The sequence below is a fragment of the Streptococcus thalassemiae genome (assembly GCF_903645285.1).
Classification (GTDB): domain Bacteria; phylum Bacillota; class Bacilli; order Lactobacillales; family Streptococcaceae; genus Streptococcus; species Streptococcus thalassemiae.
The window spans coordinates 357,928-378,605 of sequence record NZ_CAHJXN010000004.1; the positions used below are offsets into that span (position 1 = coordinate 357,928).

Below are 20,678 nucleotides of genomic sequence, written 5' to 3' on the forward strand. Positions count from 1 at the left end.
TCAACACTTCATTATAGCGTATTGTCTTGATTTTTCAAGTACTGGCTTCAGAAATTCCCAAAATTTCTCTAATTTCTGCTAGGGTCAGACTGCCACGTGACTCTGTGCCATCCAATACTTGTGACACCAGATGTTTCTTCTGTTCTTGGAGTTCCTGAATTTTTTCTTCAATGGTTCCCTTGGTCACCAAGCGATAGACCTCAACCGTTTCTTCCTGTCCCATCCGATGGGCACGACCAATGGCTTGCGCTTCCACCGCAGGATTCCACCAAAGGTCAACCAATATAACTGTATCAGCACCTGTTAGGTTCAGTCCGACACCACCAGCCTTGAGGGAAATCAGAAAGGCATCTCTTTCCCCTTGGTTAAAGGCTTTGGTCATGTCTTGTCTTTCCTTGGCTGGTGTTGAACCCGTGATTTTAAAGGAAGTTAAGCCCAAGTCTGGCAGTTCTTGTTCAATTTTCTCCAACATTCCCTTGAACTGCGAGAAAATCAAGACACGGTGTCCACCGTCTGCCACCTGGACCAGCAGGTCTCGGAGACTATCCAGTTTGCCACTGGCTCCCTGATAATCTTCCATAAAGAGGGCAGGAGTGTCACAGATTTGGCGCAAGCGCATCAGACCAGACAAGATTTCCACCCGACTTCGCTGGAATTCTTGGTCTGACACTTGAGCCAGACGGTCCCGCATCTGTTGCAACTGGGCTAGGTAGATAGCCTTTTGCTGGTCTTCCAGTTCATTTTTATAAACTACTTCGATTAAGTCTGGCAATTCAGTCAGAACTTCTTCTTTCTTGCGCCGCATCACGAAAGGTTTGATAAACTGAGCAACGCGCTCAGCTGGTAATTTCATAAATTCTTTCTTGCTTGGCAAAAGTCCTGGCATGACGATTTGGAAAATAGACCACAGTTCACCCAGATGGTTTTCAATAGGAGTTCCTGACAGGGCAAAAACTGACGGCACCACAAATTGTCTCAAGGTCTGGGCAATCTTGGTCTGGGCGTTTTTCATGACCTGAGCTTCATCTAAGAAAAGGAAGTCAAAGGCCATCCCCTGATAAAGCTCACTATCCTGACGGAAAGTGGCATAGCTCGTCACATAGATTTGATGGCTCTCAGCAAGAATCTCTTCACGACTAGTTTTCAAACCATGAACAACAGCCACATCCAACTGTGGGGCAAATTTCTGAAATTCATCTGCCCAGTTGTAAATCAAACCAGATGGAGCGAGAATCAAAACCCGACTTTCTTTTGTCACTTGACTGGTCAAAAAAGCAATAGTCTGCAGGGTTTTACCCAATCCCATATCATCAGCCAAAATTCCACCAAAACCATAATGATGGAGCATTTGCAGCCAGCCGATTCCCTTTTCCTGATAATCTCGCAAGTCAGCCTGAACTTGAGTTGCTTGTCGAGGAAAGTCCTCTGGATGCGTCAAGTCGTGGGCCAGATTCTGGAATTCTTGTGAAAAAGAAACACGATCTCGCCCTTCAAAGAGATGAGCTAAACTGTAGGCCAAGGATTTCCGAGCCTGCAAGGAGCCATCTTTTAATTCAAATTGCCCCAGTTCCTGTAGATTTTGGCGAATTTTCTTGGTTTCTTCATCGAAAAAGTAGACTTGATTAGACGAATCGATATAAAAATCTTGATTGGCAATCAAGGCCTGCATGGCTTGGTCGATTTCCTCCTGGGCAATATCTTGAAAATCAAACTGGATTTCCAAGAGACCTCCCTTAGAAGCAATCTGCACTTGAGGACTCGCTAGGCTATAAAGCTCTTCTAGCTTGTCTGATAGGTCAACATGACCGAGTTTTTCAAAGACTGGAATGATTTCGTGAAAGAAATGATAAACAGACTCCGCTTTTAAGGCCTGACGCCAAGATTGAAAGTCTGCTTCAAAACCAGCTGCCAAACAGACTTGGAAAACTCTTTCTTCTAAGTCAGCATCACTTGAAAATGGCAATTCTTCTAGCTCGTGTCGGCTTGATACCTGCCTATCCCCATAATCAAACTGAATTTCTAAACGAATCCGATTATCCTCTTCCCTGTCAAAGTAAAAAGAGGGCGCAAAAGTTTTGATTTGTAAGCGTTCTGGAGCTGAAACCGTCCCCATCTGGTTAAAGAGCGTTAGACAAGAAGCCAACTTATCGCGGTCACTGCTATCAAATTGCAGGTATTTTTTCCCATGTTGATCCACAGGCAGCGCTTTGATTTCCTTGAGAAGACGCATCTGCTGGTCTGTTAGAAAATAAACCTGACCTTTATGGAACAGCACAGCTCCCTGATAAAAGGCATTAACTCTTGGACTTTCACTGATTTCCATTTCAAAATAATCCGAGTATGCTGTTACTGTAAAGGCAAATAGATTGGCATCAGCATGCATATCCTGAAAAAGTAGAGTCTGGTAGCTATCCACTTGATGGTCAAATTGAAAATGCGGCAAGGTCATCAGTAAATTTACACCCTGCTCAAAAAAGGTCAGAGGGAAAAAGAGGTGCCGACCTTGGTTTTGGAAAAAGAGGTCTGGAGCCTGTCCTTCCTCCGTTAGTCCGCGCAAGAAAGTCAGAAGTTCTTGACTGGCCTCATCAAAGGCTTCCCAAGAAAGAGACTCCTCATAAATCTTGCCAATCATATAAGACTTTCTCTGCTCAATAATCCTTAAAAAGAGTGGAATATCCCGAATGACATAGTATTTTTGGCTATTGATTTGGCCGATTCTCAGAGTCCACAAGATATGATTGGTTCCTGCTTCCACTTGCCCCACAGCCGATAATTCATAGGCGCGTTCTGATTTTGGAGACAAGATTCGATCCAAAAATTTGCCACCCAAGGTCACCTTGGTTTCAACGGCCTCTTTTTCTTCATAACCTTCTTCCAGATTTTGCAAGATTTCTTGGCCACGCTCATCATTTTTCAAAAAATGCTCTAGCGCCGCTAAGTGCACACAGTAGCCCCTCTTTTGGAAAAAATCGCAGGCACAAAAAACCACATCATCCTCTAAACTATAGCGCAGTTCTTCTTCTGCAACGCGAGCATAGAGCCGATTGTTCTTTTCCTTGATAATGTCAACCTTACCAGTTTCATAAAGGGCAACGCCTTCTATACGGACTTTCCCCGGAATCAATTTAGCCATATTTTCACCTTTACCTTATCTTTTTATTATACCATATTTTCCCCTATGAAAATAGCCTTCTAGGAAGACTTTTCTCCTAGAAGGCTGGATTTTTAACGTTTAGCAAAAGTCGTCACAATCCGCTGACACACTTCTTGCAGCAGGGATTTAGGCATGGCTACATTGAGGCGGGCATGGAGACTTCCTTCATCCCCATAATCCAAACCAGGATTGAGGATAACCTTGGCTTCATTTCTCAAAAGCTCTTGCAATCTTTCATCAGTCAGGTCATAGGCTGAAAAATCAAGCCAAATCAAGTAGGTTCCTTGCGGTTTCATGACCTTGATTTTAGTCTCTTTTCCAAATAAATCCACCACATAATTGATGTGGTCTTCAAAGACTTGCTTGAGTTCCTCTAACCAATCCTTCCCATAGCGATAAGCAGCTTCTGTCGCCAAATAACCCAAGCCTGAAATTTCATGCTGGTTATTGGCCAACTGGCGTTTCTGGAAAACCAGTCTCAACTTAGGATTTTCAATAACTGCATAGGAATTTTTTGTTCCAGCGATGTTAAAGGTTTTAGTGGCACTGGTCAAGACGATAGCAAAATCTTTAAAGTCAGGGTTGACGGTATTGAAAGACTGGTGTTTGTGACCAAAGAGGGCCAAATCTTGGTGAATCTCATCCGAAACCAAGAAAACACCGTGTTTTTGACAGAGTTGGCCAATCTTCTCCAACACTTCTTTTTCCCAAACACGTCCACCAGGATTATGAGGGTTGCAAAGAATATAGAGTTTGACCTCCTCTTCCACCAAATCCTTTTCAAGTCGGTCAAAGTCAATCTCAAACAGACCATCCTTTTCCACCAAAGAATTGGTAATCAATCTACGGTTGTTCAACTTGACACTGCGAGCAAAGGGTGGATAGACAGGTGTGTTAATCAAAACCGCCTCGCCTTCTTTTGTAAAGGCTTGAATAGCTGTTGAGATGGCTGGTACCACACCCTCGATAAAGACAAGAGCCTCTTTGTCAAAGTGGTAGCCGTGTTGTGTGGCTTCCCACTTTTGAACTTCCTTAATTAACTCTTCACTGGCATAGGTATAGCCATAAACCAGTTGATCAGCGTAAGTCTGCACGGCTTGGCGGATTTCAGGCAAGACTACAAAGTCCATATCCGCTATCCAAGCTGGTAGGACTTCACTATCCGTTTCTGCTTCTTTCCATTTATAGGTATGGTGCCCTAAACGATTGGGCAGGCTTGTAAAATCATATTTTCCCATCTTTGTCTTATCCTTCCAAGGCTTGGCGCAAATCTGCAATCAAATCTCTAGCATCCTCAATCCCAATTGACAAGCGCAAGAGGTCATCTGTCAAACCATAAGAATGGCGCACTTCTGCCGGAATATCAGCGTGAGTTTGCGTCGTTGGATAAGTAATAAGACTTTCCACCCCACCTAAACTTTCCGCAAAAGAGAAGACCTTGAGGCTGTTTAAAATGTGAGGAATGCGTGTTTCATCCGCTACTTTAAAGGAAATCATCCCTCCACGCCCAGTATAGAGAACTTCCTTGACTGCTGGAGAATCCTTCAAAAAGGCGACCACTTCTTGAGCATTGGCTGTTGAGCGCTCCATACGAAGAGACAAGGTCTTGAGACCACGAATCAATTGATAACTGTCAAATGGAGACAAGACTGCCCCTGTCGTATTGAGATTGTAGAAGAGTTTCTCGTATAGTTCTAAACTATTGGTCACAACCACTCCAGCCAAGACATCATTGTGGCCTGCTAGATACTTGGTTGCTGAATGAAGAACGATGTCTGCCCCATCTTCAATTGGGCGTTGGTAAATAGGACTATAGAAGGTATTGTCCACCACCACTTTGGCACCCTTAGCATGAGCCAATTTTGCCAGTTTTTCGATGTCAAATTCCAACATCAAGGGGTTGGTTGGTGTTTCGATATAGAGAACATCCACATCCTTCTCCAACTCGGCAATCAACTCTTCTTCTGTATTGGCATAGGTAAAATGGAAACGGCCTTCCTGCTCCACTTGATTGAACCAGCGGAAAGAACCTCCATAAAGGTCACGGACAGCCAAGACCTTACTTCCTACTGGGAAGACACTAAAGGCCAGTACAATAGCTGACATCCCTGAGCTAGTCGCTAGGGCATAGTCTGCTGACTCAATAGCTGCCAAGACTTCTTCAGCCTTGCTACGAGTTGGGTTTTTAGTACGCGTATAGTCAAATCCAGTAGATCTACCAAACTCTGGATGCTGATAGGTCGTTGAAAAATGAAGCGGTGTCACCAATGCACCTGTCGCTTCATCTGACTTAATACCCGCCTGGGCCAAAATTGTGTTAATGTGTAATTCCTTGCTCATACAATTCCTCCAAATCTATAGTAACTATTGTACCACTTATTTTCATCAACTCATTTTCTTCTTTTCAAGAGCTAGTTATAGTTTCAAACTATAGACTTATCGAGTAAAGCTAAAAAGAATCCAGAAAAACTTCCAGATTCTTTTGTGAAAATAATTGCTAGGGTTTACTTTAACCGAAAGAAATCCTGTTGGGCTAAATAGTCATAATGGTCTTTGTTAAATTGATATTGGCCCACATGCTGACCAATCTGACCGACATCCACGGAAAAAATATAGGCTTCATTTTGATAGTGCCAGTTCAGCCTAACTGTATTCAAGACTGTCTGATAAGTAAAATCTTTAACTTGATTCCAAAGCATCTCTACGACTTGATTAGAACGATTTTCAGTTACATCACTGATGTCCATCAAGTAGATTCCCTTAGGCGTGAATGCCAGAATCTTAGGCTTCACACTCGACTGAACATAGTAAGCTCCTCCTATAATGAAGAAATCAATAAAAGATTTCAGCCATGTCTTTTTCTTGAAGGCCATCAGAAAATTCTTTTGCCCTTCAATGCGACAAGTTGAAAGAAATGATGCAATCTGTTTTTCTGTTGCAAATTCCATAATAGCGCCCATAATGTTACCTCCATAACGATTAGTAAATAGGCAGATAAGAACTCTTCACATAAAGAAGAACTTATCATTTGTTACATTTTATCTTACTTTCCCAGTAGATGGCACCCCTCCTATAACATTACCCTAGCATGTGCATACTTCAATCAACATTGGGTAAATTTTCGAACGTAGTTTCTTATATTTATTATAGCATAAATTCAATTAACTACGAGAAAATGTAAGCACTTTTCTTCCAAATTTTCCATCATTCTATATAAAAACGACAGTTTCTTTCGAAACCATCGTTTTTCTTGAAAAATCCTTATTTGACATGTTTCGCCAATTCTTCTTGGGCTTTTTTATTAGATTCTTCTTTTTCTTTCAACCATTTTTCTCTGGCTTTTGCATATTCGTCTGTTGTGACTGTCTTATCTTGTAATTTGAGGTATTTATAGGATTCAACCCCTTTATTACCAGCCAATGAATATGGTGTTGAGAAAGGAACGATTTTTCTCAATGTTGGTGTTCCACCAAGTGAAACATTTGGAATTGCTAGAGAGCTATCTACTAACCAAGCTTGGATTTCAGCATACTTTTCATAGCGTTTTGCAATATCTTGTTCCTTATTAGCTTCTTCCAACATTTGAGTGTAGACATCCAATCCAACAGCCTTGGCCTTGTCATTGGCTTCACCTGGCTCGAGTCCAAGACTTTGTAGAACCCCACCATTCTTGACACTAAAGATATCAAGATAGCTAGATGGATCAAGATAGTCCGCACTCCAACCACCATTGTAGAGATCGTAGTCTTTTTGCGCAGCTGTTTGAGCTAGATAACCTGAACTATCATAGTCCTCTGTAGAAAGTAGGTGGACATCAATCACAACATTTTCTGCACCTAAGACAGACTCAATTGATTGCTTCATGGAATTGATTCCTTGAATTTCAGCCTTATTGGTCAACTCTATATTTTTATCTAAGTGGATAGGGAATGTTACCCCCTTAGCTTCTAATTCTTTCTTAGCTTCTGCAAATTTGGCTTTGGCTTTCTCTGGATTGTAGTATGGATCTTGGGCATCCGCGAAGTTGATTCCTTGCCATTCCTTACCATAATTGACCATCTTAGAAGCCACTACTTCACCAAAGTCTTTTCCCTTGATACTTACGAAGTTTGGAGGAACAACCAAGTTACGCAAAATCTTAGTTGCACCATCTTCTCCTTGAGATTGAGCCCCGTAAGCTGTCCGATCATAGGCAAAATTAATAGCTTGACGGAAGTTTTTATTAAGAACCGCTTCTTGAGTCGATTTCTTTTCAGCATCACTTGTCTTGGAAGTGAATTTATAAGATTGTCTATCCAGATTAAAGTTTAAGAAGTAAGAAGTGGCATCTTGCATGCTATAGACGATATCATCTTTGTATTTTTCTTTAATTCCTTCATAACTTGAACTATTCGGATAGAGACGAGCGTAGCTATAGGCTCCGTCTGTAAAGTTACGAACAAGAGCGTCTTGGTCACTACCATCATAGTAGGTCAATTTGACATCATCTACAAAGACATTTTTAGCATCCCAGTAGTTAGGATTTTTCTTGTATTCGATGACAGATTTTGAAACAAAAGCTTTCATCAAGAAAGGTCCACTGTACAAAATATTAGCAGGGTCTACCTTCCCAAAATCATCCCCTTTTGATTTCAAGAAATCTGCATTGACTGGGAAAAGAATGGTTGAGGTTGTTTTTGAGTTCCAGTAAGGTTCTGGTCGAGCCAAGGTGTATTGAACCGTTTGGTCATCAAGTGCCTTGACTCCGACAGTTGAAAAGTCGCTTGTTTTCCCAGTGATATAGTCATCCAAACCTGCAACAGAGTCCTGCACTAGATACAAGGCTTCTGAATTTTTATCAGCTGCATATTGCAAACCGGTTACAAAATCCTGAGCAGTTACAGGTGCATATTCTTCTCCCTCAGAAGTAAACCACTTAGCATCCTTACGAAGTTTGTAGGTATAGGTTAAACCGTCCTTAGAAACAGTCCAATCCTCAGCCAAGGATGGAACATAGTTCCCATATTGGTCATTTTCCATAAGACCATCTACCAGGTTGGTCACAATATCATTTGTTGTTGCACGGTTTTCTGCTAGATAGTTCAAACTAGATGGATCACTTGAGTAAACATAATTGTATGTTTTTGATGCTGTGCTAGAATTTCCACAGGCACTCAATAAAACTCCTGTACCCAGGACAAGACCTGCCAAGGTTAGATATTTGCTCTTAGACTTTTTCATTTCCAGAACCTCCTGATTTAAATATTTGTTTTATTATACAACGTTTAGTTTGTTTAGTCAATGTTTTTTTCCAAAAAAATCGAAAAAGACCTTATCTTCTACTTTTAAAAGATAATTTTAGCTGTTTTGACGCTAAAAAAGGAATAAGTTTCAAGTTCTCCTAAAAGATTGTTCAACTTATTCCTTTTATTTATAAATGCTATCTTACGAAAGCTTAAATTTTACTCGCAGGCGATCTGCTTGGGCTTTTCCAATCACCTTATCCAACAAACGGGTACGAAGACTCATAACTCCATAAACACCCCCACCCATGGCACCGACAAGGGCTATATATAGGAAACTCCATAAACGCCCACTTGGTTGGAAGAAAAATCCTAACAGCCACTGGATGGTTCCTATTAACAGAAACATAACTAGGGTCAGCAAACTGATTAAAATGGTTCGCTTCACAATCACCTTGCGCTTGACACCCGTTACCTTACAAATATCTCGATACATCAAGACGTTAGGAATGATGAGAGCAATGGTTGTTGAAATCAAAGGTCCATAACTGTGGAAGAGGGCGATGGTAGGTAGTTGCAAGACTAGCTTGGCAATAGAACCATAGATAAAATAGAGAACGGCCTTGCGGTTGCGGAACATGGCCTGAAGCATTGGAGACAAGACCATGTACAAGCCTAAAATAGTTGACTGCAAAACTGCAAAGACAAATAAGCCCAGAGCCAAACTATCTGGCTTACCATAGAAGACCGTATAAAGAGGTTCTCCTACCATAACCACTCCAACCGTTGCTGGTAGCAGGAATAAGAAAAGCATGGTAATGCTGTCCTGAACCAGACGAGAAGCTGCTTTCAAGTCCCTCTTGACATAGTTTTCTGTCAAAAGTGGCAAACCAACACTCCCAATCGAAACCCCAACAGAAATCAAAATCATCGTGATTTTATTAGGATTGGCTGAGAAATAAGAAAACATGATAACCAAGTCCTCATTGCTGTAGTTGGTAAACCAGCTCATACTATTGATAAAGGTCAGCTGGTCCAAAATCTGGAAGAGCTGGATGGCAGACCCTGTCAAGATAAAAGGAATGGCTTCCTTAATGGTATCGACCAAAAGATGCTTGCTGTTAATCTTATCCCCTGTTTCAAGGACTCTTTTGAGTAAGCCTTCTTGAGCAAGGAAATAAATCAAAACTGCAAAACTGGCTACCATACCGACAAAGGCAGCAAAGGTGGATTGGGTAACGGCTGCTAGGTAATCTCCTGAACCGAGCTTCATAATGATAAAGGTTGCTAGGAGCATCCAGATAACACGAATGACCTGCTCAGCGATTTGGCTCATGGCATAAGGTTTGAGGTTATTCATCCCTTGGAAAAATCCTCGGATAACACTCATAGATGGGAAAATCAAGACTCCCCAAGCCAAGCTTTGCATGATTGGGATCAAGTCTTTACCCACGCCAGACAAGTCTGCTAGCCAAGGAGCAAAGACATACAAGACTAAAGCAAAAACGAGGCCAAGTCCTGTCATAAATCCTAAAAAGCTCCGAATCAGGGCAAAGCTATGCTCTTCTTCTCGCATGGTATTATACTTGGCAACTTGCTTGGCCACCGCAACTGGAATACCTGCTGTTGAAACCAGCAAGAACCAGGCATAGATATTGTAGCCCATGGTAAAGAGACCATTAGCCGTAGCCGCATAAGACCCCATCCAGATGTACCAAGGTATAATGTAAATAGCCCCGAGCAGGCGACTGATAAAGTTACTAGCCGTTAACCAAGCAGTCCCCCGTAACATCTGGGCCTGCTGGTGATTGTTTTCGTGCGACATAGATTCCTCATTCAATTTTGATAACTAGGAAAAACTCCTTATCTTCCATTATAAACTTTTCCTTGTTACTTGTAAATTTGTGACTTTCGGTTTACAATAGAAAGTATGATTAAGATTGAAACCGTATTAAATATTTTAAAGAAAGATGGCCTTTTTCGTGAGATTATCGACCAAGGACACTACCACTACAACTATAGCCATGTCGTCTTTGACACCATCTGCTATGACAGCCGCAAGGCCAAAGAAAAGAGCCTCTTTTTCGTCAAAGGTGCTGCCTTTAAGAAGGAATTTCTGCTTTCAGCAATCTCTCAAGGACTCGGTTGGTATGTTGCTGAAAAAGACTATGAGGTTGGTATTCCTGCCATTATCGTGAACGATATTAAGAAAGCTATGAGTCTGATTGCTATGGAATTTTATGGAAATCCACAGGAAAAACTCAAACTCCTTGCCTTTACTGGTACTAAGGGTAAGACAACAGCAGCCTATTTCGCCTATAACATTTTATCTCAAGGGCACCGACCTGCTATGCTCTCGACCATGAATACAACTCTTGATGGCAAGACTTTCTTTAAGTCTGCATTGACAACCCCTGAAAGTATTGACCTCTTTGATATGATGCATCAAGCTGTGCAAAATGACCGTACCCACCTCATCATGGAAGTATCCAGTCAGGCCTATCTGGTCAAACGTGTCTATGGTCTAACCTTTGATGTGGGAGTTTTCCTCAATATCAGCCCAGACCATATCGGCCCTATTGAACACCCTAGCTTTGAAGACTACTTCTACCACAAACGTCTCTTGATGGAAAATAGCCGAGCAATCATCATTAACAGTGACATGGACCACTTTTCTGTCTTGAAAGAACAAGTGGCAGATCAAGACCATGATTTCTACGGTAGCCAGTCGAGCAACCAAATCGAAAACTCCAAAGCCTTTAGCTTTTCAGCTACAGGTAAACTCTCTGGTGTTTATGACATCCAGTTAATTGGGCACTTCAACCAAGAAAATGCCGTTTCTGCTGGACTTGCCTGCCTCCGTCTCGGAGCAAGTCTTGAGGACATCAAAAAAGGAATCGCTGCAACCCGCGTTCCTGGTCGTATGGAAGTCCTCACTCAGAAAAATGGCGCCAAGGTCTTCATCGACTACGCCCACAATGGGGATAGTCTGAAAAAACTCATCAATGTGGTTGAAACTCATCAAACTGGAAAAATTGCTCTGGTTCTAGGTTCGACAGGAAATAAGGGAGAAAGTCGTCGTAAGGACTTTGGCCTCCTCCTTAATCAACACCCAGAGATTCAAGTCTTTCTGACTGCTGATGACCCTAACTATGAAGACCCAATGACCATTGCAGATGAAATTAGTAGCTATATCAATCATCCTGTTGAAAAAATTGCGGATCGCCAAGAAGCCATCAAGGCAGCTATGGCTATCACAAATCACGAATTAGATGCAGTTATTATTGCTGGTAAGGGAGCCGATTGCTACCAAATCGTCCAAGGCAAGAAAGAAGCCTATCCTGGAGATGCAGCCGTCGCAGAAAATTATTTATAAGATAGAAAAAAATCAAGGGAAATGAAACCCTTGATTTTTTCTATCTTTATTTAAAAGCGTTTTTCAAACCTTCAACGGCACCTTCTACAGCACCTTTAGCATCTTCAACTACTTCTTTTGCCTTAGCAACTGTTTTTTCAACAGCTCCTTCAAGTTCTGTCTTGCTGTCTCCAGTAACTTTACCAAAACCTTCTTTGACAGCGCCTGTTGCTTGTTCCAATTTGTTTTCAAGTGACATATGATTGTCTCCTTTAGTCTTATTCCGATATGTGTTATCGGTTACATATAGTTTATACTGAATACTAAGGAAAGTCAAACAATGTGCTCAGAAAAAGCAATCACACTAAATAGAAAGTTAATCTTTCCTTATCAAAATCGATAGCCAACTCATACTTTCCATCTGCATTTTGGACAATATAACCTAGGACAACTAAACTGTCCACAAAGATGTCACGGCGTTTCTGCATAAGCTGGTCTTTTTTGAGAAATTTCAACAAAAAAGTCGTCATATACTTGAGGGCATACTCAGGATTAACATCTCCTAAAATGGCATAGAGTTCCTGCTGTTTTTCTGTCAAAGGATACTGATGTTTGACCTTGTAGAAATAATTAGACAGGGTCATTTTTGTTCGCGCAAAGTCCGTCTTTTCAACTAAAATAGCTGCATTGGTTTGATTGCATAATTCCGTCTCAAAACTCTGCTCTAACAAGGCTTGATAGATCGGACTATCTTCTCTAACAAAAATCTCTTGATCCAGTTCAAGACTATCAAGGGACTCAAGCATAGGAAGATTAAGGTAATAGCGCTTATTTTCCCGTAGAATCAAGCCTGCCTTTATATACTCTTCCATGAGTTTGTCAACTGCTACATCTGGAAACTTGGCCTTAATTTCCCGTAAAATCACATCATCATGCTGGTCCAGATAGCGGATCAATTCTCCAAAAAAAGGCTGTCTCGTCAAACGAGATGGATTAAAAATCTGAATCATGAAGATTCCTTTCTTTACATTCTAACAGAGGCGATGCTGCCAATTGATTGGGATTGGTCCCAGCTTGGTTCAGAGGCACAGGCAGACCCAGTTCTCTATAATACTCTCTCCAAAAATCACTAATGTCCTGCTTCCCATCACCAAATTTCATGGGAATGGTTTCAAAAATCGGTAGGATTTCTGCCATGTACTGGGAACAGTAAAAACCTTCTCCATCTGGATAGAAAGAAGCATTATAAGGAGCTCCCAGATGTTTGCTAGCTTTTTCCTTCACAGACTGGATATCCATTTCTGGGTAAACATAGAGATCGTACAAATGATTGGACTCAAAGAAGTCTGCTGGTTCTTGACAGACCACACCAAATTCTCCACTAGCATGATAAATCATCCCATCCAAATAAATGGCAACATGGTTATAGTTGCCTGTGGAAGTCTGGATGGCCTGTCCCATATCTGACTCATCTCTCACAAAAATCAAATCACCATTTTCTAACATGCTTCACTCCTAGAAAAAAAGGAGCCGAAACTCCTTTCGATATAAGTCAAACCAGACTTTCCGATTTTGAACTGACACCCAAAATCTTAAGCATTAAAGCTTTCAGTCAATTGAGGTACCACTTGTTTCTTACGTGAAACGGCACCCGCAAGGAAAGCATGGTTATTTTCAAGTTTGAAATTGAAAGCCGCTTCGACCTTGCCCATATTGGCACCAAGAGCCAAGATTTCTGAGTTTGAGTTGACGATATCTGTAATCATCAAGACAAAGTCAGAGTAGCCGTTTGCTGCGTTAGCAGCTTGCATTGCAGCTTCAATTTCTGCTTTGCGTTCCAAAACTTCAGCGATGTCAACTGTGTTTACTTGAGCAACACGGACATTATTTCCGTTCAATTCAAAAGTTTTAGCATCGATGTCAATCAATTCTTCAGCAGATTTGCTAGCCAAGTTTGTACCAGCTTTCAACATAGCTAAACCATATTCTTCCAAGTTGACACCAGCCAATTCAGCTAATTCAGGAGCAATGACTGTATCTGTTGGGTGTGTTGTTGGTGATTTCAAAAGAAGGGTATCTGAAATCAAACCTGAAAGCATCAAACCAGCAATCTCTTTAGGCACAGCCACACCATGTTCTTTGAACATACGGTAAACGATTGAAGACGCTGAACCAACTGGCTCCAAACGCATGTAGAGTGGGCTTGCAGTTTCAAAGTTAGCCACACGGTGGTGGTCTACAACACCGTAAACTTCTACTTCAGCGATATCTGATACAGATTGTTGGAATTCATTGTGGTCAGTCAGGATAACTTGCTCTGCCCCCTCTGCTTTGGCAGAAGTGATGACACGCGGTGCTTCCACACCAAAATAGTTCAAGACAAAGGCTGTTTCTTCATTTGGAGTTCCAAGGGCAACAGCTTCCGTATCCAAACCGTAAGCTTCTTTTGCAAGGTAGGCAAAAGCTACAGATGACCCGATGGCATCTGAGTCTGGATTTTGGTGACCAAATACTAGAATCTTAGACATGATAATACCTCATTTTGTTTATTCTCTTTATTGTAGCATTTTTTTCGCTTTTTGACAAAAGTAAGAGGAGTCAAAGGACTCCTCACGATTCTTCAAAATAACTGATACTCTTCGAAAATCTCTTCAAACCACGTCAGCTTCGCCTTGCCGTAGGTATGGGTACTGACTTCGTCAGTTCTATCCACAACCTCAAAACAGTGTTTTGAGCTGACTTCGTCAGTCTTATCTACAACCTCAAAGCAGTGCTTTGAGCAACCTACGGCTAGCTTCCTAGTTTGCTCTTTAATTTTCATTGAGTATAAGTAAATTTCTATCTTGATTTTCAGATAAAAATTGCTCCTTCTGTGGCCTCTTCTTACGCTTGAGAAGGGCTTCTGCCGACATGGCTTCTTCCTTACTGGCAAAACCTTGAGCATAGATAAGTTTGACTGGCAAGCGTGCTCGTGTATATTTGGCTCCCTTCCCACTATTGTGGACAGCGAGGCGTTTTCTCACGTCAGTCGTATAACCCGTATAGTAGGAACCATCACGACACTCCAGCACGTACATATAAGCCTTATGATCCATAATAAATCTCTTCGAGTTCCGGCGTATAAGAGCCATCATCATTGTGAACAATGAGAGGTGGCAAGACCTTAAAGCCACTTGTCGAGCCATCCTTGATAGCCTCAATCAAAAGCATATTGGCTTCCTTTTCCTTTTTTGGATAGACAAATTGCAGACGCTTAGGGGCTAGATTATGCCGTTGTAACGTATCCAAAATATCCAGAAGTCGATCAGGACGATGAACCATGGCCAAACGCCCATTAGATTTGAGAATACTCTGGGCACTACGACAGATTTCCTGCAAATTGGTCGTGATTTCATGGCGCGCCAAGAGATAATGCTCGCTCTCGTTCAAGTTGGAGTGAGGATCCACCTTAAAATAGGGCGGATTACACAAAATCATATCCACCTTACTTCCCTGAATGTAAGCAGGCATATTTTTCAAATCATCACAGATGACCTGCATCTGCTCCTCTAAGCCATTCAAACGGACAGAGCGTTCAGCCATATCCGCCAAACGCTCCTGAATCTCAACAGCCAAAATCTGTGCCTGAGTCCGAGTGCTAGCAAATAGCCCCACTGCTCCATTCCCAGCGCAGAAATCCACTATCAAGCCCTTTTTAGGAAAACGTGGAAAGCGTGACAAGAGAACACTATCCACCGAATAGCTAAAAACCTCTCTATTTTGAATAATTTTGATATCTGTTGAGAAGAGCTGGTTAATTCGCTCCCCTGATTTTAATAATTGTTCTTCTTCCATGGTTCTATTATAGCAGATTTATATTAACATTACAAAAAATATAAAATTCTAAACTACTTCTTCTTTTTTAAATGGTGCAGGGCCTCTCTAGTCCAGATTGGTAGCATTCGTCGAAAGGGCGCAAAGCCGTAGTTAAAGCGGTCGCTTGAAAAGCGTCTCCGTCTCGGAAACTGGTGCTTTTCTTCCTCCAAAGTGCGGATAGAAAGACTTACTTTCCCTGTAAATTCATCTAAATCCACCACCTGAACCTGAACCTCTTCATCGACTTTCAAGGCGTCATGAATATTTTCAATAAAGCCTGTCCGAATCTCTGAAATGTGAATCAGCCCCGTATCACCCGTCTCTAGCTCAACAAAGGCACCGTAGGGCTGAATCCCTGTAATACGGCCCTTTAGCTTATCACCGATTTTCATCTTAGTCCTCGATTTCAATGGTTTCAATCACAACATCTTCAACTGGCTTGTCCATAGCCCCTGTCTCAACAGAAGCAATGGCATCCAAGACAGCGTAAGATGCTTCATCAGCTAGCTGACCAAAAACCGTGTGACGGCGGTCTAGGTGAGGTGTCCCACCTTGGTTAGCATAGATTTCCGCAATCGGTTCTGGCCAACCACCACGAGCAATTTCTTTCTTAGAATAAGGCAGGTGTTGATTTTGGACGATAAAGAACTGGCTTCCGTTGGTATTTGGACCAGCATTAGCCATGGAAAGAGCTCCACGGATATTGTAAAGTTCTTCTGAGAATTCATCCTCAAATGATTCCCCGTAGATTGACTCGCCACCCATACCAGTTCCAGTTGGGTCTCCACCTTGGATCATAAAATCCTTGATAATACGGTGGAAAATGACCCCATCATAGTAGCCATCTTTTGAAAGAGCAACAAAGTTAGCCACTGTTTTAGGAGCATGTTCAGGGAAGAGCTTGATCCGCAAGTCTCCATGATTGGTCTTAATAGTCGCGATAGGACCCTCTACTGTTTCAATGTCTACTTGTGGAAAATGCAATTCTTTTTCTACCATACCAAATCCTTCTAAGGCATCAAAAATGCCATCTTCTTCTAGTGTTTTTGTAATATAATCCGCTTTTTCTTTGATGTTATCATGAGAAATTCCCATGGCAACGCTGATTCCAGCATAATCAAAGAGTTCCAAGTCGTTGAGTCCATCTCCAAAAACCATGACGTTCTCTGGTTTCAAGCCAAGGTGTTCCACAACCTTTTCCACCCCCGTCGCTTTGGAGCCTGAAATCGGCACAACATCAGACGAATGCTCATGCCAACGAACCATGCGAAGTTTGTCTGAGAGACTGTCAGGCAAGCGTAAGTCATCTCCTTTATCTTCAAAAGTCCACATCTGATAGATATTTTCTTTTTCATGGAAATCTGGATCTACATCTAAATCGGGATAAATTGGATTGATAGCCTCACTAATCATATCGGTGCGAGTCGACAACTTGGCAGCATGACTCCCAACCAAACCATACTCAATTCCCTCTTGCTTAGCCCAAGAAATATACTCCTCAACATCTGACTTCTCAATCTGATGCTGATAAATGACCTGACCTTTTTTATCTTCGATATAAGCCCCATTCAAAGTTACAAAAAAGTCAGGCTTGAGCTCACGAATCTCTGGCACGACACCAAAAATCCCTCGTCCAGAAGCAATACCTGTCAAAATTCCTTTCTCACGTAATTGCTTAAAAACAACTGGGATTGAAGACGGAATAAAACCTGTCTTTGAATTTCGCAAGGTATCATCAATATCAAAAAAGACAATCTTTATCTTCTTTGCCTTGTATCTTAATTTCGCATCCATCTCACTACCTCTTTCAATCTAACTCTTTCCATTATACCATAAAGTAGCTAAATCCCCTATTTTCAAAGAAATTCGCCATCTCTTATTCGAACTTCTTTGATAAGTACAGAACTAAATCATCATTATTTTGAATAGTAGCATTCATTTCCAAGGGTTGATTTCGATACCAGACACCTGTCCCATCTGGAATGTAGCCCCGTCTGATATACAATCTCTGGGCAGGTCCATAGCCTGAGTGCAAACCTACACCCAACGTCACTTTGTCTGAAAAAAACTTAACTCGATTTTCTGCCTCTTCTAGCAGTTGACTCCCAATCCCTTGATTTCGAAAAGGCTTAAACACATTAAAATCTGATAATTCTGGATAGACTTCTGCAAAAGGACCATGTTTAGCAGAGAGCAAAATGGTAACGTAGCCCGCTACAGCACCATCAATCTCTGCAACTAAGACTTCTCTCTCCCCACTTTCCTGTTCCAGAAAATATCTAGCCAAAATTTCCTCTCTACCAGGCCAACCTTGATTCATAAATCCATGAGATAAGGATTCAATATCAGACTTAATCATATTTCTAATCGTACAATTCATCTTTGACTTACCCACCTTTACTCTTTCTATTACCATTATAGCACGCCAAGGTCAGAAAAAAACTATCTCTTGAAAAAAGACCCAACCGGGTCTGAAAAAGAGGTCCACCCGGACCTGAAAAAAAGACCCGTCGGGGTCTGAAAAAGAGGTCCACCCGGACCTCTTTTTTAATCTTCGTTTACGAAAGGCATCAAAGCCATTACGCGAGCGCGTTTGATAGCTGTTGTTACTTTACGTTGGTTTTTAGCTGAAGTTCCTGTTACACGACGAGGAAGGATTTTCCCACGTTCTGAAACGAAACGGCTAAGAAGCTCAGTATCTTTGTAATCAACATATTCAATTTTGTTTGCTGCGATGTAATCAACTTTTTTACGGCGTTTGAATCCGCCACGACGTTGTTGAGCCATGTTTTTTCTCCTTTATAATTTTAGTTGTCCATTAGAATGGTAAATCATCATCTGAAATATCCAATGGATTTGTTGCTCCAAATGGATTTTCATCACGTGAAAAGTCTGGTACTGAATTTGTAGGCGCTGAATAGTTTGCAGTTGGTGCAGAATAAGCTCCACCTGTGTGACCCTCACGCACACTACGGCTTTCCAACATTTGGAAATTCTCAGCCACGACCTCTGTCACGTAGACACGTTGTCCTTGCTGGTTATCGTAACTACGAGTCTGGATACGGCCTGTCACCCCGATAAGTGAGCCTTTTTTAGCCCAATTAGCAAGGTTCTCAGCCTGTTGGCGCCACATAACGACATTGATAAAATCAGCCTCACGTTCGCCATTTTGACTCTTAAATGTACGGTTTACTGCAAGAGTAAAAGTCGCAACTGCTACATTTGATGGGGTATAACGCAACTCAGCGTCACGTGTCATACGCCCTACAAGTACAACATTGTTAATCATAGTTTACCTTCTTACGCGTCAATTTTGACGATCATGTGACGAAGAATGTCAGCGTTGATTTTTGAAAGACGGTCAAACTCTTTAAGAGCTGCATCGTCATTTGCTTCAACGTTAACGATGTGGTAAAGTCCTTCACGGAAATCTTGGATTTCGTATGCAAGACGACGTTTTTCCCAAGTTTTTGATTCAACAACAGTTGCACCGTTGTCAGTCAAAATAGAGTCAAAACGTGCTACCAAAGCGTTTTTAGCTTCTTCTTCAATGTTTGGACGAATGATATAAAGAATTTCGTATTTAGCCATTGATATGTTCCTCCTTTTGGTCTAATGACCCCAAGACTTTGCAAGGGGTAAGTGAGGTTCGCTCACAATAAACTATTATACTAGAAAAAAATTTTTTACGCAAGTAAAAACTCTGGAATTCGAAAAAACGCCACATGGGCGTTTTCCTGTTCTTACGGTTTAATACGGTGCAACATACGTGGGAATGGAATGGCTTCACGGATGTGTTTTGTTCCTGCTGCGAAGGTTACCATACGCTCGATACCAATACCAAATCCTCCGTGAGGAACTGTACCGTATTTACGAAGGTCAAGGTAGAATTCATACTCAGTACGATCCATACCAAGTTCATCCATCTTAGCGACAAGGGCATCGTAATCTTCCTCACGCATAGACCCACCGATAATTTCTCCATATCCTTCTGGAGCAAGCAAGTCTGCACAAAGCACGCGCTCTGGATTTCCAGAAACTGGTTTCATGTAAAATGCCTTGATGGCTGCTGGATAGTTCATGACAAATGTTGGCACACCAAAGTGGTTTGAGATCCACGTTTCGTGTGGTGACCCAAAGTCATCACCATGCTCAAGATGCTCGTAGTCAGCATCTTCATCATTTTCATGCTCTTGCAAGAGGTCAATGGCTTGATCGTAAGTGATACGTTTGAATGGCTCTGCAATGTAGCGTTTCAAGAGTTCTGTATCACGTTCCAAGGTTTCCAAGGCTTGAGGCGCACGGTCAAGAACACCTTGTAGAAGAGCTTTTACATAAGCTTCTTGCAAGTCAAGTGATTCATCGTGTGTCAAGTAGGAGTACTCTGCGTCCATCATCCAGAACTCAGTCAAGTGACGGCGCGTTTTTGATTTTTCAGCACGGAAAACTGGACCAAAGTCAAAGACACGACCAAGAGCCATAGCACCAGCTTCTAGGTAAAGCTGACCTGATTGGCTCAAGTAGGCTGGTGTTCCGAAGTAGTCAGTTTCAAAGAGTTCTGTTGAATCTTCAGCCGCATTTCCTGAAAGAATTGGGCTGTCAAATTTCATGAAACCGTTCTTGTCAAAGAACTCATAAGTTGCATAGATAATAGCGTTACGGATTTGCATCACGGCCACTTGCTTACGAGAACGAAGCCACAAGTGACGGTTGTCCATCAAGAAGTCTGTTCCGTGTTCTTTTGGTGTAATTGGGTAGTCTTGAGATTCACCAATCACTTCGATGTCTGTAATGTCCAACTCATAACCAAATTTAGAACGTTCGTCTTCTTTAACAATTCCTGTCACATAGACAGAAGTTTCTTGGCTCAAGCGTTTGATGACATCAAACTTCTCAAGCCCCACTTCTTCACCAAATTTTTCGACAAAGTTTGGTTTAAAGGCCACACCTTGGAAGAAAGCTGTTCCATCACGCAATTGTAAGAAGGCGATTTTCCCTTTTCCAGATTTGTTGGCAACCCAAGCTCCAATCGTCACCTCTTGACCAACATAGTCTTTTACATCAATAATCGTTACACGTTTTGTCATTGTTT

21 protein-coding genes are annotated in these 20,678 nt (G+C 41.7%); 1 reads left to right on the forward strand and 20 read right to left on the reverse strand.

Features of this window, described 5'->3' with window-relative positions; translation table 11 throughout:
* Positions 1 to 34: 34 nt before the first annotated feature.
* From HWX15_RS09200 to HWX15_RS09225, 6 genes are all read right to left on the reverse strand, one after another.
* Positions 35 to 3,133 (reverse strand): pilus expression-regulating Snf2 family helicase, encoded by a 3,099-nt coding sequence (locus tag HWX15_RS09200; protein ID WP_175880944.1) that lies wholly within the window; start codon positions 3,131 to 3,133, stop codon positions 35 to 37.
* 92 nt (positions 3,134 to 3,225) lie between these two features.
* Positions 3,226 to 4,392: a MalY/PatB family protein gene (locus HWX15_RS09205; protein ID WP_175880945.1), complete on the reverse strand. Its 1,167-nt coding sequence runs from the start codon at positions 4,390 to 4,392 to the stop codon at positions 3,226 to 3,228.
* A 7-nt stretch (positions 4,393 to 4,399) separates the two neighbouring features.
* A complete protein-coding gene (locus tag HWX15_RS09210; protein ID WP_153224094.1) occupies positions 4,400 to 5,494 on the reverse strand; it encodes a cystathionine gamma-synthase in 1,095 nt (364 codons plus the stop codon).
* Between the two features lie 164 nt (positions 5,495 to 5,658).
* Positions 5,659 to 6,114 carry a hypothetical protein gene (locus HWX15_RS09215; protein WP_175880946.1) on the reverse strand — a complete coding sequence of 152 codons (456 nt, stop codon included), beginning with the start codon at positions 6,112 to 6,114 and terminating at the stop codon, positions 5,659 to 5,661.
* A 301-nt stretch (positions 6,115 to 6,415) separates the two neighbouring features.
* Positions 6,416 to 8,374: a peptide ABC transporter substrate-binding protein gene (locus HWX15_RS09220; RefSeq protein ID WP_175880947.1), complete on the reverse strand. Its 1,959-nt coding sequence runs from the start codon at positions 8,372 to 8,374 to the stop codon at positions 6,416 to 6,418.
* Between the two features lie 204 nt (positions 8,375 to 8,578).
* Positions 8,579 to 10,201: a putative polysaccharide biosynthesis protein gene (locus HWX15_RS09225; protein WP_175880948.1), complete on the reverse strand. Its 1,623-nt coding sequence runs from the start codon at positions 10,199 to 10,201 to the stop codon at positions 8,579 to 8,581.
* 105 nt (positions 10,202 to 10,306) lie between these two features.
* Between HWX15_RS09225 and HWX15_RS09230 the strand changes: the two genes are divergently transcribed.
* Positions 10,307 to 11,752: a UDP-N-acetylmuramoyl-L-alanyl-D-glutamate--L-lysine ligase gene (locus HWX15_RS09230; protein ID WP_175880949.1), complete on the forward strand. Its 1,446-nt coding sequence runs from the start codon at positions 10,307 to 10,309 to the stop codon at positions 11,750 to 11,752.
* Between the two features lie 46 nt (positions 11,753 to 11,798).
* Here the strand turns inward: HWX15_RS09230 and HWX15_RS09235 are convergent, their stop codons facing one another.
* From HWX15_RS09235 to asnS, 14 genes are all read right to left on the reverse strand, one after another.
* Positions 11,799 to 11,990, reverse strand: a complete 192-nt coding sequence (locus HWX15_RS09235) for a CsbD family protein (protein WP_024478880.1) — start codon at positions 11,988 to 11,990, stop codon at positions 11,799 to 11,801.
* Between the two features lie 100 nt (positions 11,991 to 12,090).
* A complete protein-coding gene (locus tag HWX15_RS09240) occupies positions 12,091 to 12,741 on the reverse strand; it encodes a DUF1803 domain-containing protein (RefSeq protein WP_175880950.1) in 651 nt (216 codons plus the stop codon).
* Positions 12,725 to 13,237, reverse strand: coding sequence for a YiiX/YebB-like N1pC/P60 family cysteine hydrolase (locus tag HWX15_RS09245; protein ID WP_175880951.1), 513 nt, complete (start codon positions 13,235 to 13,237; stop codon positions 12,725 to 12,727). The genes HWX15_RS09240 and HWX15_RS09245 overlap by 17 nt, the downstream gene beginning before the upstream one ends.
* Positions 13,238 to 13,323: 86 nt before the next feature.
* Complete coding sequence (locus HWX15_RS09250) at positions 13,324 to 14,259, reverse strand: manganese-dependent inorganic pyrophosphatase (protein ID WP_173306642.1); 936 nt, start codon at positions 14,257 to 14,259, stop codon at positions 13,324 to 13,326.
* 92 nt (positions 14,260 to 14,351) lie between these two features.
* Complete coding sequence (locus tag HWX15_RS10110) at positions 14,352 to 14,552, reverse strand: hypothetical protein (protein ID WP_004257115.1); 201 nt, start codon at positions 14,550 to 14,552, stop codon at positions 14,352 to 14,354.
* Positions 14,542 to 14,826, reverse strand: a complete 285-nt coding sequence (locus HWX15_RS09260) for a GIY-YIG nuclease family protein (RefSeq protein WP_173307267.1) — start codon at positions 14,824 to 14,826, stop codon at positions 14,542 to 14,544. Before HWX15_RS09260 ends, HWX15_RS10110 begins: the two co-directional genes overlap by 11 nt.
* Positions 14,816 to 15,565 carry a tRNA1(Val) (adenine(37)-N6)-methyltransferase gene (locus HWX15_RS09265; protein ID WP_033680527.1) on the reverse strand — a complete coding sequence of 250 codons (750 nt, stop codon included), beginning with the start codon at positions 15,563 to 15,565 and terminating at the stop codon, positions 14,816 to 14,818. Before HWX15_RS09265 ends, HWX15_RS09260 begins: the two co-directional genes overlap by 11 nt.
* Positions 15,566 to 15,618: 53 nt before the next feature.
* Positions 15,619 to 15,978, reverse strand: a complete 360-nt coding sequence (locus tag HWX15_RS09270) for a S1 RNA-binding domain-containing protein (protein WP_175880952.1) — start codon at positions 15,976 to 15,978, stop codon at positions 15,619 to 15,621.
* A 1-nt stretch (position 15,979) separates the two neighbouring features.
* Positions 15,980 to 17,380: a bifunctional Cof-type HAD-IIB family hydrolase/peptidylprolyl isomerase gene (locus HWX15_RS09275; RefSeq protein WP_175880953.1), complete on the reverse strand. Its 1,401-nt coding sequence runs from the start codon at positions 17,378 to 17,380 to the stop codon at positions 15,980 to 15,982.
* A gap of 82 nt (positions 17,381 to 17,462) precedes the next feature.
* Positions 17,463 to 17,966 carry a GNAT family N-acetyltransferase gene (locus HWX15_RS09280; protein WP_175880954.1) on the reverse strand — a complete coding sequence of 168 codons (504 nt, stop codon included), beginning with the start codon at positions 17,964 to 17,966 and terminating at the stop codon, positions 17,463 to 17,465.
* Positions 17,967 to 18,133: 167 nt separating this feature from the next.
* On the reverse strand, positions 18,134 to 18,373 hold the full coding sequence (gene rpsR, locus HWX15_RS09285) for a 30S ribosomal protein S18 (protein ID WP_000068664.1): 240 nt from the start codon (positions 18,371 to 18,373) through the stop codon (positions 18,134 to 18,136).
* Positions 18,374 to 18,404: 31 nt separating this feature from the next.
* Positions 18,405 to 18,875, reverse strand: a complete 471-nt coding sequence (gene ssbA, locus HWX15_RS09290) for a single-stranded DNA-binding protein SsbA (protein ID WP_000609606.1) — start codon at positions 18,873 to 18,875, stop codon at positions 18,405 to 18,407.
* Positions 18,876 to 18,886: 11 nt separating this feature from the next.
* A complete protein-coding gene (gene rpsF, locus HWX15_RS09295; RefSeq protein WP_001151785.1) occupies positions 18,887 to 19,177 on the reverse strand; it encodes a 30S ribosomal protein S6 in 291 nt (96 codons plus the stop codon).
* A gap of 152 nt (positions 19,178 to 19,329) precedes the next feature.
* Complete coding sequence (gene asnS / locus HWX15_RS09300; protein WP_033689129.1) at positions 19,330 to 20,673, reverse strand: asparagine--tRNA ligase; 1,344 nt, start codon at positions 20,671 to 20,673, stop codon at positions 19,330 to 19,332.
* Positions 20,674 to 20,678: the final 5 nt, after the last annotated feature.